Here is a 13,511-nt window from a genome sequence, read left to right on the forward strand (position 1 = left end):
CGCTCAGCCCCGGCTCGGGGCCGCGGCGAGCCGGGTGTCGAGCGTGCGCACCGCCGTACGGAAGGAACGGCCGAGCCCCGGCCGGGCGGCGGCCAGCGCCAGACGGAAGGGGGCTGGGCCGTCGGCCGCGAAGGTCCAGCGGACGAGGGTGCCGGGGGAGTGCGGAGCGGCGGCCGGAGCGAGCCGCCACTCCTCCAACAGGGCGTGCAGGCCGGGCGCGTTGGTCGTGTCGACCCGGTAGGCGTAGCGTCGCGGGCCCTCGGCGGCCAGGACGGTTTCCTGGAAACGGACCCCGCCCCGCAGCCTGACCTCCCGTCCGGCGCCGCCCCCGGTGGGCCGGGCCAGCGAGACCGCCCCGAACCACGACGGCCAGCCCGTCACGTCCTCGGCGAGCGCCCGGTACAGGGCCTCGGGCGAGGCCGCCGCCTTGGCCGTGAAGACCAGGCGGGCCGGGGCCCGCTCCAGGAAGTCCAGCCCCACGGGGCGGAGTCGGCGGGTCACGGCGTTACCCCCTGCGGTGTGGTGACGGTCGGCGCGCTGGCCCGCCACGATAGCTGGTCGGACGTCAGATGTCCGCAGCGATACGGGCGTTGACCGAACGGCCGGACCCGGGCCGGTGGTCCCGTCTTCACGCGAACGGGGTCTGGGCAGCGCCGCCCCGGCGCGGGATCCTGGGAACGGCCCGACGCCGCCGCCCGAGCGGACCCGCTCCGCCGCCCGCCCCCGGGGAGGCCCGATGCCGCAGCCCGCCGCCCCCGGCGCCGTTCCGCCGGCGCCCCCGCTCGCCCTCGAACTGTTCGTGCACGGAGTCGCCGGAGCCGCCCCCGGCGAACTGCTCCGCGATCCGCACCCCGTCCGGGTGACGGGTGACTCCACCGCGGCCGTGTTCCGCCGCGCCGAGGACGCCGACGCCGAGGCCCACCCCGAGCGCTACGCCGGGCGGCCCGTCCCCGAGGCCTACTGCTGGTCCCGGCTCACCTCCGGCAACGGGGCCCGGGCGCTGTGGCTGCTGCTCCTGCCGTTCATGGTCGCCAACCTCGCCCACTGGGCCCGGCCCGCCACCGCCCCCGGCGGGCCGCCGCCCCGCGCCGTGCGCGCGTACGGGCTCCTCGTACGGCTCCTCGCGCTCAGCCTCACCGTCCTGCTCGTGGCGGCCGCCTGCGAGGTGGCCCTCGACCTCCTGGCCTGGCAGTGCGCGGGCACCCCCGCCTGCACGGGCACCCGCTCCTGGACCGGCTTCCTGCGGCCCGGCGGCTGGTGGGCCCAGCCGGGCCGGCGCCTCGCGCTCGGCGCCCTCGTCCCGGCCGCGCTCACCGGCCTCCTCTGGTTCCTGTCGGCCCGCACCTGGAGCGCCTACGAGTCCCAGCCGCCCCCCGACGGGGCAGGCGGGTACGGCGGACCGCCCGGCTCCGCCGACGCCTCTGACGGAGCCGCCGGCGCCGGGGACGCCGGCGGGTCCTCCGGGTACGGGGACGCGCCGCTCGGCCGGCCCGGGTTCTGGTACGGGCGGCGGATCGTGGCGCGGCTGCGGGCGGCCCACACCGCCGCCGGACTGCTGACGGTGGCCGTCGCCGTCGCCGCTCCCGCCCTCCGGGAGGACCTCGCCTCCGGCGCCACCGGGCCGGCCGCCGCCGGCCGGGCGGTCGGGGCGCTGCTGGCGGCGGGGGCGGTGACCGTGCTGTGGGTCGTGTGCCGGCGCGGCCGCAGCGAGGCCCGCCCCGACCACCGGCTCGACCGGGCCGCCGTCACCCTGCTGCCCGCCGGAGCCCTCGCGCTGCTGGCCGTCGTGTTCCTCTACGCCGGCTGGTCCCGTCCCGGCTGGGTCTCGACGGGCAGGCTCCCGGGCGACTTCGCCTTCGGGGTGCTGATGCTCGCCCAGGGCTGCTGCGTCCTGGGACTCGCCCTCGTCGCCCGCCGCCTCCACCGCCGGACGCCCACCCCCGGCGCCGCCCTCGGCGGGCTCGGCGGCCCGGCCGCCGGACTGCTCGGCTGCGCCCTCGGCGGGGTCATGTCCGGCGGCGTCGCCCAGCGCGTGGCCGACTGGCTCGACGGGGCCGCCGCCCCCGGCACGCCCGGAGACCCGCTGCCCGGGCCCCCCGTCCTGCTGTCCTGGCAGGCCGCCGTCCTCCCGCCGCTGCTGCTCGCCCTGGCCCTGGTCGCCGCCGCGGCCGCCGTCCGGGCCGCCGCGACGCGCCGTCGGACGGCCGCCGCCGTCGCCGCCGAATACCCCGGGGCCGTCCCCGACCCCGACCGCAGCCGGCGCATCGCCGGTGCCCGGGCGACGGCCGCGCTGACCGACACCGCCCCCTGGTTCATCGGCGCCGTCTGCGTGCTCACCCTGCTGCTCGGCGCCGGGGCCCTCGCCGGGGCCTGGGCCGGCGGGGAGGTTCCCGCCGAGGCCGCCCGGGGCGCCCACCCGCTCGTGGCGGCCGCCGCGCGCCTCGCACAGGACAGCGGATCCTGGCTGATCGGCTTCGGGATGGCCGCCTTCGTCGCCCTGGGCCGCCGCGCCTACCGCGACCCCGCCTCCCGCCGCACCATCGGCATCCTGTGGGACGTCGGCACCTTCTGGCCGCGCGCCGCCCACCCCTTCGCCCCGCCCTGCTACGCCGAGCGGGCCGTACCCGACCTGACCTGGCGGATGACCGGCTGGACCGCCCGCACCGGCGGCCGCCTCGTCATCTCCGGACACTCCCAGGGCAGCGTGCTCGCGGCGGCCGCCGTCTGGCAGCTCCCGCCCGGGACCCGCCGCCGCGTCGCCCTCCTCACGTACGGATCACCGCTGGGCCGCCTCTACGGCCGCTGGTTCCCCGCCTACTTCGGCCCCGGCCCGCTCGCCGCCCTCCACCGAGACCTCGACTGCTGGCGCAACCTGTGGCGGGCCACCGACCCCATCGGCGGACCCGTCACGGACGGCGCCGGCCCCGTACCCGTGGACCGCGGCCCGCTCCCCGACCCCGTCGCCTACGGGCGCGACGCCCTGCACCCGCTCCCCGCGCCCATCCTCCGGCACACCGACTACCAGGCCGACCCGGCCTTCGCCGCCGAACGCGACGCGCTCCTCGAACGCCTCGCCGCCGCAGTCGCGGCGGGGGCCGCAGTCGCTGCGGGGGACGGCGTACGCGAGGACGCCGGGCTGCCCGCCCAGCGGATCAGCAAGGCGCGGGGAGCGCCGGCAGATCCGCCGGGAACAGCAGGGTGAGCTCGTCCGTGCCCGCCTCGGCCAGCTGCGCCACCCGGCTCGCGTGCCGCTCCACCATCGACTCGAAGGTCTGGCGCGCGGTCCGCCCGTTACCGAAGGCCGGGCCCTTGGGCAGCTCCGTGAAGTACTCCAGCAGCGCCCGGGCGGTCCCCTCGCCCAGCCGGTACTCGTGCTCCTCCGCCTGCTGCTCCACGATCCGCAGCAGTTCCCGCGGCCCGTAGTCGCCGAAGGTGATGGTCCGCGAGAACCGCGAGGCCACCCCCGGGTTGACCGTCAGGAACCGCTCCATCTCCTCCGTGTACCCGGCGACGATCACCACCACCGCGTCCCGGTGGTCCTCCATCAGCTTCACCAGCGTGTCGATCGCCTCCCGCCCGAAGTCCCGGCCCGAGTCCTCCGGCGCCAGCGCGTACGCCTCGTCGATGAACAGCACCCCGCCGCGCGCCCGTTCGAAGGCCTCCTGGGTACGGATGGCCGTGGACCCGATGTGCTCGCCGACCAGGTCCACCCGGGACACCTCCACCAGGTGGCCGCGCTCCAGGACGCCCAGGGAGGCGAGGATCTCCCCGTACAGCCGGGCGACCGTGGTCTTGCCCGTGCCCGGCGAGCCCGTGAAGACCAGGTGCCGGCGCACCGAGGCGGCCTTGAGGCCCGCCTGCTGCCGCCTGCGCCCGACCTCGATCATGTCCGTGAGGGCCCGGACCTCGCGCTTGACGCTGTCCAGCCCCACCAGCGCGTCGAGCTGGCCGAGCACCTCGCCCGCACCCCGGCCCGCCCCGGCCGCGGCCTCCCGCGCCCGGGGCTCCGGCACCGGCCCGGGGACGGCGGCCGGCCGTTCCACGACGGCCTGCACGGCCGTCACCGTCCGGACCCCCGGCCGCGCCCCGGCGGGCACGGCGGAACCCGGGCCCGCCTCGGCGGTGAGCCGGGCCTCCGGCCCGTCGCCCGTGCAGCCCTCGGCGAGCGGCCCGTCCTCCGCGAACTCGTACCCCCCGCGCGCGCAGCGCTCGGTGTGGCAGCCGGTGAGCGTGCTGCGGCAGCCGTCGAGCACGTGGAAGCCGAAGCCGGCGCTCCCCGTCACCCGGCAGCCGGTGAAGGTGCCCCGCCCGCCCGCCGACACGTAGAACCCGGCCTCGGCGGGGGAGGTGACCGAGACCCGCTCCAGCACCGGGTCGGCGCCCTTGGTGACGATCACCCCGGTCTGCACCCCGTCCACCGTGCAGTCGCTCAGGGTGCCGCCGCTGCCGTGGTCGCGGAACCACGCCCCGGTGCCCGCCTCCCGGATCCTGCAGTGCTCCAGCCGGGCGGTCGCGCCGTCGCTCACGGAGACGGCGGTGTTGCGCACCTGGACCAGATCGCTGTCCACCACGTCGGCACGCGAACCCCGGTCCAGGACGAACAGGGCGTCCGGCACGTCGTGCAGCCGGCAGGAGTCCAGGGAGGCGGTGGCCCCGTCGCTGACCCACACGGCCGGGTAGTCGCCCGTACTGTCGTGGATCTCGCAGGACTCGGCCTCCACCCTGGTCCCCGGGTCCCACACCGACAGGCCGTTGCGCCCGAACCGGCGGACCGTGGTGCGGCTGAGGGTGAGCACGGACCGGGAACGCAGGTCGACGGCGTTCTCCGGGATGTCGTGGATGTCGCAGCCGGAGAGCGAGAGCACCGCGTCGGTGTCGAGGGTGACCCCGTCTCCCGAAGTGCGGTGCACCGAGCAGTCCGTGAGCCGGGCGGCGGCCCGCGCCGCCACCTGCACCCCGCTGCCCTTGATCTCGTACACCTCGCAGCCCAGCGCCTCCAGCCCCGAGCCCTCGCCGGTCACGGCGATGCCCGCGCCGACGGCATGGTGGACGCGGCAGCGCTCCAGCCGGGGGTGCCCGCCGCGCACCGAGAAACCGGCCTGCCCGGCGGCGACCACCTCGCACTCCTCGAACACCCCGCCCCCGCCGTCCAGGACGGCGATCCCCACCCCGGCCGGGTTCTCCACCGTGCACCGGCGGACCAGGGGACGGGCCCCGCCGCGCACCTCGATGCCCGACGCCGACCGGGTGTGCACGCGCAGGTCGCTGAACTCGGGGGAGCCCTCCTCGACGAGCAGCGCGGGCGCCGCCCGGTCCGCCCCCTCCAGGTAGAGGTCCTGGACCACGGCCGAGGCGCGCACCGTCAGCGCGACCCCGTCCAGCGGGGCGATGCGCACCGATCCGGCCGCCGCGCCCTCGGGCCCGCGCAGGGTGACGGCATGGAGCAGGACCAGGTTCTCCCGGTAGGTCCCGGGGGCGACGGACAGCACGTCGCCGTCGCCCGCGGCTTCGAGGGCCGCGCTCAGCGTCGGATACTCACCTGACCGCCGCCGCCACCGCGAGGCCCCGCCGTGCGTCACCTGGACCGTGCCCTGAGCCATCGTGCTGCCGTGCCCCCACCCTCGTACTCGCGCTGCCGGACCGGCCGGAGCGGCTGAAGCGGCCGCGGCCCTCCCGGCCGCCGAAGCGGCCGGACGGGCCTGCGGATCCACCGTAGCGCGCGCGGGGCCCGGGAGTTGCCAGGTCAGCTGCCCGCATCCGCCCGCCCCCAGTCGGGCCCCGCCGCCGCCCACGCCCGGTCCAGACGGATGTACCGCCGATGCATGAGCCTTCGTACGACGAGGCGGCGGAGCGTCTCCGCGAGCGCGGCCGCCGTGAGCGCGGCGGCCAGCCCTGCCATCGCGGCGTGGAAGGAGGCGGCGCCCGGGTCCAGCGGCTGTCCCACGAGCCGGCCGCGGAGATCGGTCCATATCCGGAACCGGTCGCCCGGAAGGGGCGGTTCCTCCGCCGCCGGGACCGAGCCCTCGTGACGGGTGCCGTCGGGCGCGGTCCACGAGGCCACGATCGTCGTCCGCGCCGGCACCGTCCGCTGCGCCGAGGGATCGGCGGCCGCACCGGCCCGCGCGGCGGCCGCGGCCGAGGGCCGGACCACCACGGCCGGCACGAGGTACCGCTCCTGCCGCTGTTCGCGCGCGGCGCGCTGGAGGATCCCGTCCACCTGGAGGCCGGCGGCCCAGCCGACCGCCGGGGCCACCAGCAGTACGCACACCAGCGCGACGCAGGCCACCCACGCCTCGACGAGGTCGGTCGGCCTGCGCAGCGGATTGCGCCGCCAGCGCCACACACCCATAGCTGTTCGCACGGTCCGGCTCCCCCTGCCCATGCCCAGTCTGCGTCTGTCCGCGCGTCCAAGCCTGGCGCATGTCCCGCGGACGCGCATTCCGGGACGCGCGGGGCGCCCGTCACCCGATCCGGTGTTGGCGCCCCGGCGGGTCTGCGTTCGTCCCGCATGCTCCAACGGCCCCGCGCCGCCCGTTGGTTCCAGTGGGCCCCGGGAGCCCCTCGAAGGTGTCATTCCCCGCGTGCGCCCGTCCGCCGTGGTCGATGGCGGCCGGGCCGGGGGTCACTCCAGGACGCGGACCTCGTCGCCCACGCGCACCGTGCCCGGGACGACCGGCACCAGCAGGCGCCCGAAGGCGAGCGACTTGCCGATGCGCCGGTGGCGGGCCAGCGTCTTCAGGGGCTCGCGCCCGCGCTCGGCCGTGACCTGGTCGGTGGTGGTGACGACGCACCGCCCGCACTCGCGCACCCCCCGGAAGACGGCGTCGCCGATCGCGATGCGCCGCCAGTCGTCCTCGGCCCAGGCTTCGACGGGCCCGCCGACCACCAGGTTGGGGCGGAAGCGGTTCATCGGGAGCGGCCCCTCCTCGGGGTGGTCCCCCGTGGCGATCAGGGCGTTGAGGGCCTCCAGCGAGGCGGTGGTGGCGAGCAGCACCGGATAGCCGTCGGCGAGGCTCACCGTCTCGCCGGGCAGGGCGTAGTCGGGGTCCACGGGCCGGCGGACGGCCGGGTCGTCGAGGTGGACCAGCCGCGCGGGCTGCCCCAGGTAGGCGCTGAACCACTCGGCGGCGGCCGTCGAGGCGACCACCGTGTCGACCTTCTTGCCGAACACGACGATCGGCTCCAGCGGGCCCGGCTCCGGCACCTCCACCACCAGGTCCGCCATACCGGGTGCGGACAGCACGATCCGGCCGTCGGCCAGCGGGCGGGACGAGGCCAGGGCCAGCCGCGCCTGCTGGCGCTGGGTGATGATCGCGCCCGTGGTGTCGACCACGGCCCAGCGGCGGTCGCCGACCGGGCCCCAGGGCTCCATGGCCATCTCGTCGGGAGCGGTCCCCGCTAGCGATTTGACGGGATGGACGTGGAGCGACTGGATGTACAAGTTCGGCATGGGGGCATCTTGCCAGCCGCCCGGGCCCCCTCCCCACGTCGTTTCGCGCAGGGCGCACCGTTCCGGCCGCCGGTTTCCGGCCGCGCCCCGCGCTCCGGGGCCCCCGGCCCCGGAGCGGGTGCGGCCGGGGCGCGGTGCGGTCGGCTCAGTAGCCGCGGCCCTGGTACTGGCCCCCGTACGGGTCCTGGTACGAGGGGACGGCCGCGGCGGCCGGTACGGCCGTCGGCACCGGCGACACCATCTGCATCGGCGCCGTCATCTGCATCGGGGCCGTCATCTGCATCGGCGCCGCCGTCGGCGCGGAGGCCGCCATCGGCATGGGCGCCGTCATCGGACGCGGTGCCGCCGGGCGCATCGCCTCGTACCCGGCCCCCGCCGCGAGCGGGCGCGGCTGCTGCGGCTGGGGCTGGGGGACGTACCCGGCCCGGGGCGGGAGCTGCTGCTGCGGGACGAACGGGGCGGGCGCGTGCTGAAGCGGAACCGGCATCGGGGCCGGCGCGGCCGGCTGCTGCGGGTACCCGTATCCGTACGCGGGGGTCGGTGCCGGCTGCGGGGACGCGGGCGGGAGGGCGGGCATGGAGGAGGCGAGGGCCGGGAGGTATCCACCGCTCGAGTACCCGGCACCGGGGGAGTCGTAGGCGGCCGGAACGCGGATCGGGGCGATCTGCGGAGTCCCGCGTTCTGCGACGAGGGAGTCGTAGATGGGGGTGTCCGGGAAAGAGGGCGCGGAGTAGTAACCGCCGCCATAAGTGGAGCGGGGGGAGGTCATGGGAGACAAGTTAAGCCCACGAATTCACGGGGTCCATAGCCAGGTGCCCCCAACACCGCTCTGACCTGCATATTCCCAGGTCAGAGCCACACCTTTCACATGACGTTCACCTGCACGATTCGCCACATGCGCCCCGCCTTGTTCCCACTCGTACTCGCCGGTTGGCGGATGCACGTATACGGGGCTGACGCTCTGTCATAACGCGGTGACCTCGGGCGACGTGGGCATGACGCCCCGTCAGTCCGGAATTCCTCCGCCCGGGTGGTTTCAGGCGTCACTGGGGCGGGAATAGGTTCGGCCCTTCCAGGCCGCGCCGCGCCCCCGGTAGTGCTGCACGGCCGAGTCGACGGTCATGAACAGGTACAGCAGCGCGGTGAGGGGCAGCAGCGGTGCGAGCGCCGCCGGCTGGCGGTAGTAGCGCAGCATCGGCAGGTAGGTGCCGGCCATCAGCAGCCAGGCCAGCCCTCCGGCCGCGAGGACGGCGGGGCGCCCGCCCGCGAGCCCGGCGAAGAACGCCGCCGGGGGTACCAGGTAGACCAGCGCCAGCCCGGCCACCGTCCCGGCCAGCAGCAGCGGCTGGTGGCGGAGTTGGGCGTACGCGCTGCGCGAGACCATCCGCCACAGGTCGGCCAGGGCCGGATACGGCCGCACGCTGTCCACCCGCTCCGCCAGCCCGAGCCAGATCCGCCCGCCGGAGCGGCGTACCGCCCGGGCGAGGGCGACGTCGTCGATGACGGCCTGGCGGATGGAGTCCGGGATCCCGGCGCGCACGGCCACCTCGGTGCGCAGCAGGACGCAGCCCCCGGCCGCCGCGGCGGTGCGCGCGGCGGGGCGGTTGATCCGGCGGAAGGGGTACAACTGGGCGAAGAAGTACACGAAGGCGGGCACGACGAGCCGCTCCCAGACGCTGACGACGCGCAGGCGGGCCATCTGGGAGACGAGGTCGAGCTCCGCGGAGGTCGCGGCGGCGACCAGCTCGCGCAGGCTGTCCGGTTCGTGCGCGATGTCGGCGTCCGTGAGAAGCAGGTACTCGGGGGCCTGCGGTCCGCCGCCCGAGGTCACGTGGGTGATGCCGTGACGCAGGGCCCAGAGCTTGCCGGTCCAGCCGGGCGGGGGCTCGGAGGGGGTGAGCACGGTGAGGGGCAGGCCGGGCTGCTCGGCGGCCAGGCGGTGGGCGAGGGTCGCGGTGCCGTCGGTGCTGCCGTCGTCGACCAGGACGATGCCGGCCTCGCCGGGGTAGTCCTGGGCGAGGAGGGAGGGCAGGCTGCGGGGCAGCACCTCGGCCTCGTCCCTGGCCGGGACGACGACGGCGACGGACGGCCAGCGGGTGGGGGCGGTGCGCGGGGGGAGGCGGACGTCGGTGCGCCAGAACACGCCCTGGGCGAGGGTGAGCCAGAGCCAGGCGGCGAGGGAGGCGTAGGCGGCGATGAGGAGGCCCATGGCGGCAGTGTCGCCGACCCGGCGGGGGCGTGTCCCGCGTCCGGGCCGCGCGGCGCGGTGCCGGGTCCGGGTGGGGTGCGAGTCCGGCGAATGTGGAGGTCTTTTGTCCGCTTTTGACGCCGTTCGCAGCGGCGGAGTTCGGGCGGTGGGCGGGGGCGTCGACTAAGGTGACCCGGTGAAGATCGCGCTCATGGACTCGGGAATCGGCCTCCTCGCTGCGGCCGCCGCGACGCGTCGGCTGCGGCCCGACGCCGATCTGCTGCTGTCCTCCGACCCCGACGGGATGCCCTGGGGCCCCCGTACCCCCGTCGACCTCACCGAGCGGGCCCGCGCCGTCGCCCGGGCCGCCGCCGAGCTGCGGCCCGACGCCCTGATCGTGGCCTGCAACACCGCCTCCGTGCACTCCCTGGCCACCCTGCGGGCCGACCTTGAGCCCGGGATCCCCGTCATCGGCACCGTCCCGGCGATCAAGCCCGCGGCGGCGGCCGGCGGGCGGGTGGCGATCTGGGCCACCCCCGCCACCACCGGCAGCCCGTACCAGCGCGGCCTGATCCGCGACTTCGCCGCCGGAGCGAGGGTCACCGAGGTGCCCTGCCCCGGCCTCGCCGACGCGGTCGAGTACGGCGACGAGGAGGCCATCGCGCGCACGGTCGCCGCCGCCGCCGAGCTGACCCCGGCCGACGTGACGGACGTGGTCCTCGGCTGCACGCACTACGAACTCGTCGACGACGCCATCCGCACCGCCCTCGCCGCCCGCACCGGCGGGACGCGGCTGCGGTTCCACGGCTCGGCCGAGGCCGTCGCCGTACAGGCCCTGCGCCGGATCGGCGCCGAGCCCGCCCCGGAACTGCCCCGCACCGGCACCCTGACGGTCCTCCACAGCGGCCGCCCGTCCACCCTCCCCCCGGCCGCCCTCGGCTACCGGGAGGGCCGCCTCCTGTCCGGCTCGGACCAGGGCGCGACGGTGGGACGCTAGCGGTCCGCGTCGCGTCTACGCGGCTCCCGCGAGCCGGGCCGTCAGTTCCTCCCCGGACAGGTCCTCCAGGTGCGTGAGGAACACCCACAGGTGGCCCGACGGGTCCCGGAGCACGGCGGTGCGGTCGCCGTGGAACCGGTCGGCCGGTTCCTCGACCAGTTCCGCGCCGGCCGCCACGGCGGTCCGCGTCAGCGCGTCCACGTCGGGGACGTACACGTGCAGGGCGACCGAGGTCCCGCCGAGCGCCTCCGGAGCGGAGAACGGGCCGCCGGGGGCCGCGTCGCCGAGCATCAGGACCGCCTCGCCGATCCTGATCTCGGCGTGCAGGACCGTGCCGTCCGGCCCGTCGAGCCGGAAGTCCTCGACGGCGCCGAAGGCCCGTCCGTAGAAGGAGAGGGCGGCCGCCGCGTCGGCCACCATGATGTGCGGCACCACCGCCGTCCGGTAGCGCCCGGGAATCGTCGGGTCCGTCGTTCCGTAATGCGTCTGCTGAGTCATGGCGGCGACGGTAGGACCTCCAGTTTGGTTGAGGTCAAGGGCGGGCAGGCGCGAGCCCGACGGGACCCGGGGCCGCCCGGGCCCCGGGAGCGGGATGCGCCGAGTGGCGCAGAGGCGGTGGCGGTCATGCGGAACGTGGGTACGCTGCTGCTCATGACGGGTCACCCCCCGGGTCCCCTCTGGACGGGCCGGGCCTCCAACCGCGCGCAGTGGCTCCTCGCGGCCGCCGGCGCCGCCTGCCTCGCGCTCGGTGTCGAGCTGGCCGTCGACAACTCCTGGACCTCCGGATACGTTCCGCTGCTGATGTCCGTGATCGGCTGCCTGGCCGCCGGGCTGCTGATCCTCTACGGCACCCTCGCCTTCGTGTACGTGGCCGTCACCGTCGACGCCGAGGCCATGGAGGTGCGCTGCGGCCACATCGGGCTGCCGCGCCGCAAGATCCGCCTCGCGGAGGTCACCGCCGCCGAGTTCCTCCCCCGGGTCACCCCGCAGCAGTGGGGCGGCTGGGGGTACCGCTGGCGGCCCGAGAAGGGCACGGCGGTGATCGTGCGGCGCGGGGAGGGCGTGGAACTGCGGCTCGGTGACGGCAAGCTGTTCACGGTCACCGTCGACGACGCCGAGAACGCCGTCCGCGTCATCCGCACCCACCTGCGCTCCCTCGCCCGCTGAACCGGGGCCCGGAGCGACCGCCGCGGGGTCCGGCCTTACCGGCCCATGGGGTGCGGCCACGTACACTCCGCCAGATGAGCAGCAGTGTCACCCGGGCCGCCGAGAGCGAGCCCTCGCAGCCCGCCGGACCAGCCGTCGCGGACCCCCCGAGCGCGGCCGCCGAGGGGGCCTCGCCGTCCGCCGGGAAGCGCTGGGCCCTCCGCCTGGCCCGCCCCGCCCTGGCCGTGCTCGCCGGAGTGCTGCTCTACCTCAGCTTCCCGCCCCGCCCGCTGTGGTGGCTGGCCCCCTTCGCGCTCGCCCTGCTGGCCGGCTGCCTGCGCGGCCGCCGTGCCCGGGCCGGCTTCGGGCTCGGCTTCCTCTTCGGCCTCGGCTACCTGCTGCCGCTGCTCGTGTGGACCAGCGAGGGCGTCGGCCCGGTGCCGTGGCTGGCCCTCGTCACCCTGGAGTCCCTCCTCATCGGCCTCGCGGGCCTCGGCATCGCCCTCGTGAGCCGGCTGCCCGCCGCCCCCGTGTGGTCGGCCGCCGTCTGGGTCGCCGTCGAGGCCCTGCGGGCCCGCGCCCCCTTCGGCGGCTTCTCCTGGGGCCGGCTCGCCTACGGGCAGGCCGACGGGATCTTCGTACCGCTGGCCGCCGTCGGCGGGACCCCGCTGCTGTCGTTCGCCGTCGCCCTGTGCGGCTTCGGCCTGTACGGGGCCGCGCGCATCGCCCGCCGGCAGCCCACCCGCACGGCCGCCGCCCTCGCGGCCCTGACCGTCGTCGCCCCCGTCGGCGCGGCCCTCGCCGCCCGTCCGCTGGTCTCCGACGCCGCCGAGGACGGGACCGCCGTCGCCGCCGTCATCCAGGGCAACGTGCCCCGTGCCGGCTTCGACTTCAACGCCCAGCGGCGCCAGGTCCTCGACAACCACGCCAACCGCACCATCCGGCTCGCCGAGGACGTCAGGGCGGGCCGGGTCCCGAAGCCCGACTTCGTCGTGTGGCCGGAGAACTCCTCCGACATCGACCCGTTCACCCAGCCCGACGCCTACACCGTCATCGACAACGCCGTCAGGGCCGTCGGCGTGCCCACCGCCATCGGCTCGGTCCTGGCACCCGAGACCGGCCCGCTGCGCAACACGATGATCCTGTGGGACCCGGCCAAGGGCCCCGTCGACACCTACGACAAGCGCAAGATCCAGCCCTTCGGCGAGCGCATCCCGATGCGCTCCTTCGTCCGGCTCTTCAGCTCCGACGTGGACCGGGTCCGCCGCGACTTCGGCCCCGGCAAGGAGCCCGGGGTCTTCGACATGGCCGGCACCGGCGTCGGCATGGTCACCTGCTACGAGGCCGCCTTCGACGACGCCGTGCGCTCCACCGTCCGGGCCGGGGCCCAGGTCATCGCCGTCCCCAGCAACAACGCCACCTTCGGCCGGACCGAGATGACCTACCAGCAGCTGGCCATGGACCGGATCCGCGCCGTCGAGCACAGCCGCAGCGTCCTCGTGCCCGTCACCAGCGGCGTCAGCGCGGTCATCCGGCCCGACGGCACGGTGGTCAAGCAGACGAAGATGTTCACCGCCGACGCGCTCGTCGACGAGATCCCGCTGCGCTCCACCGAGACCCCGGCCACCCGCCTGGGCCCGCTGCCCGAGTACGCGCTGGTCCTGGTCGCCGCAGGCGGCCTCGTCACCCTCCTGGCCCGCCGCATCCGCGCCCGCCGCCGCACCCCGTAG

General features: G+C 76.4%; 11 protein-coding genes. 4 read left to right on the top strand and 7 right to left on the bottom strand.

The genetic code is table 11. The features are described 5' to 3' along the window. Positions 1 to 3: 3 nt before the first annotated feature. Positions 4 to 501 (bottom strand): SRPBCC family protein, encoded by a 498-nt coding sequence (locus tag ABT403_RS20755; protein ID WP_344150657.1) that lies wholly within the window; start codon positions 499 to 501, stop codon positions 4 to 6. 235 nt (positions 502 to 736) lie between these two features. Here ABT403_RS20755 and ABT403_RS20760 point away from each other — a divergent pair, with 235 nt between their 5' ends. Continuing rightward, on the top strand, positions 737 to 3,202 hold the full coding sequence (locus ABT403_RS20760) for a hypothetical protein (protein ID WP_344150660.1): 2,466 nt from the start codon (positions 737 to 739) through the stop codon (positions 3,200 to 3,202). On the opposite strand, the gene ABT403_RS20765 is transcribed toward ABT403_RS20760, so the two are convergent. The 5 genes from ABT403_RS20765 to ABT403_RS20785 form a co-directional block, all read right to left on the bottom strand. Next, positions 3,153 to 5,600 (bottom strand): right-handed parallel beta-helix repeat-containing protein, encoded by a 2,448-nt coding sequence (locus ABT403_RS20765; RefSeq protein ID WP_344150663.1) that lies wholly within the window; start codon positions 5,598 to 5,600, stop codon positions 3,153 to 3,155. The two genes, ABT403_RS20760 and ABT403_RS20765, sit on opposite strands and share 50 nt — an antisense overlap. A 143-nt stretch (positions 5,601 to 5,743) precedes the next feature. Then, positions 5,744 to 6,361, bottom strand: coding sequence for an Rv1733c family protein (locus ABT403_RS20770; protein WP_344150666.1), 618 nt, complete (start codon positions 6,359 to 6,361; stop codon positions 5,744 to 5,746). 261 nt (positions 6,362 to 6,622) lie between these two features. Beyond that, positions 6,623 to 7,450: an MOSC domain-containing protein gene (locus tag ABT403_RS20775; protein ID WP_344150669.1), complete on the bottom strand. Its 828-nt coding sequence runs from the start codon at positions 7,448 to 7,450 to the stop codon at positions 6,623 to 6,625. 145 nt (positions 7,451 to 7,595) lie between these two features. Further along, positions 7,596 to 8,219, bottom strand: a complete 624-nt coding sequence (locus ABT403_RS20780; protein ID WP_344150672.1) for a DUF6643 family protein — start codon at positions 8,217 to 8,219, stop codon at positions 7,596 to 7,598. Positions 8,220 to 8,486: 267 nt separating this feature from the next. Continuing rightward, on the bottom strand, positions 8,487 to 9,659 hold the full coding sequence (locus ABT403_RS20785; RefSeq protein ID WP_344150675.1) for a glycosyltransferase: 1,173 nt from the start codon (positions 9,657 to 9,659) through the stop codon (positions 8,487 to 8,489). Between the two features lie 175 nt (positions 9,660 to 9,834). Here ABT403_RS20785 and ABT403_RS20790 point away from each other — a divergent pair, with 175 nt between their 5' ends. Next, a complete protein-coding gene (locus ABT403_RS20790) occupies positions 9,835 to 10,635 on the top strand; it encodes a glutamate racemase (protein ID WP_344150678.1) in 801 nt (266 codons plus the stop codon). 15 nt (positions 10,636 to 10,650) lie between these two features. Here the strand turns inward: ABT403_RS20790 and ABT403_RS20795 are convergent, their stop codons facing one another. After that, positions 10,651 to 11,133 carry a VOC family protein gene (locus ABT403_RS20795; protein ID WP_344150681.1) on the bottom strand — a complete coding sequence of 161 codons (483 nt, stop codon included), beginning with the start codon at positions 11,131 to 11,133 and terminating at the stop codon, positions 10,651 to 10,653. Between the two features lie 153 nt (positions 11,134 to 11,286). Between ABT403_RS20795 and ABT403_RS20800 the strand changes: the two genes are divergently transcribed. Both ABT403_RS20800 and lnt read left to right on the top strand, forming a co-directional pair. Beyond that, complete coding sequence (locus ABT403_RS20800; RefSeq protein ID WP_344150684.1) at positions 11,287 to 11,802, top strand: hypothetical protein; 516 nt, start codon at positions 11,287 to 11,289, stop codon at positions 11,800 to 11,802. Positions 11,803 to 11,876: 74 nt separating this feature from the next. Then, entirely contained in the window at positions 11,877 to 13,511 is a 1,635-nt protein-coding gene (gene lnt, locus ABT403_RS20805) for an apolipoprotein N-acyltransferase (protein ID WP_344150687.1), read from the top strand.

The organism is Streptomyces sp. NPDC000075 (assembly GCF_040301925.1).
GTDB classification, from domain to species: domain Bacteria; phylum Actinomycetota; class Actinomycetes; order Streptomycetales; family Streptomycetaceae; genus Streptomyces; species Streptomyces polychromogenes.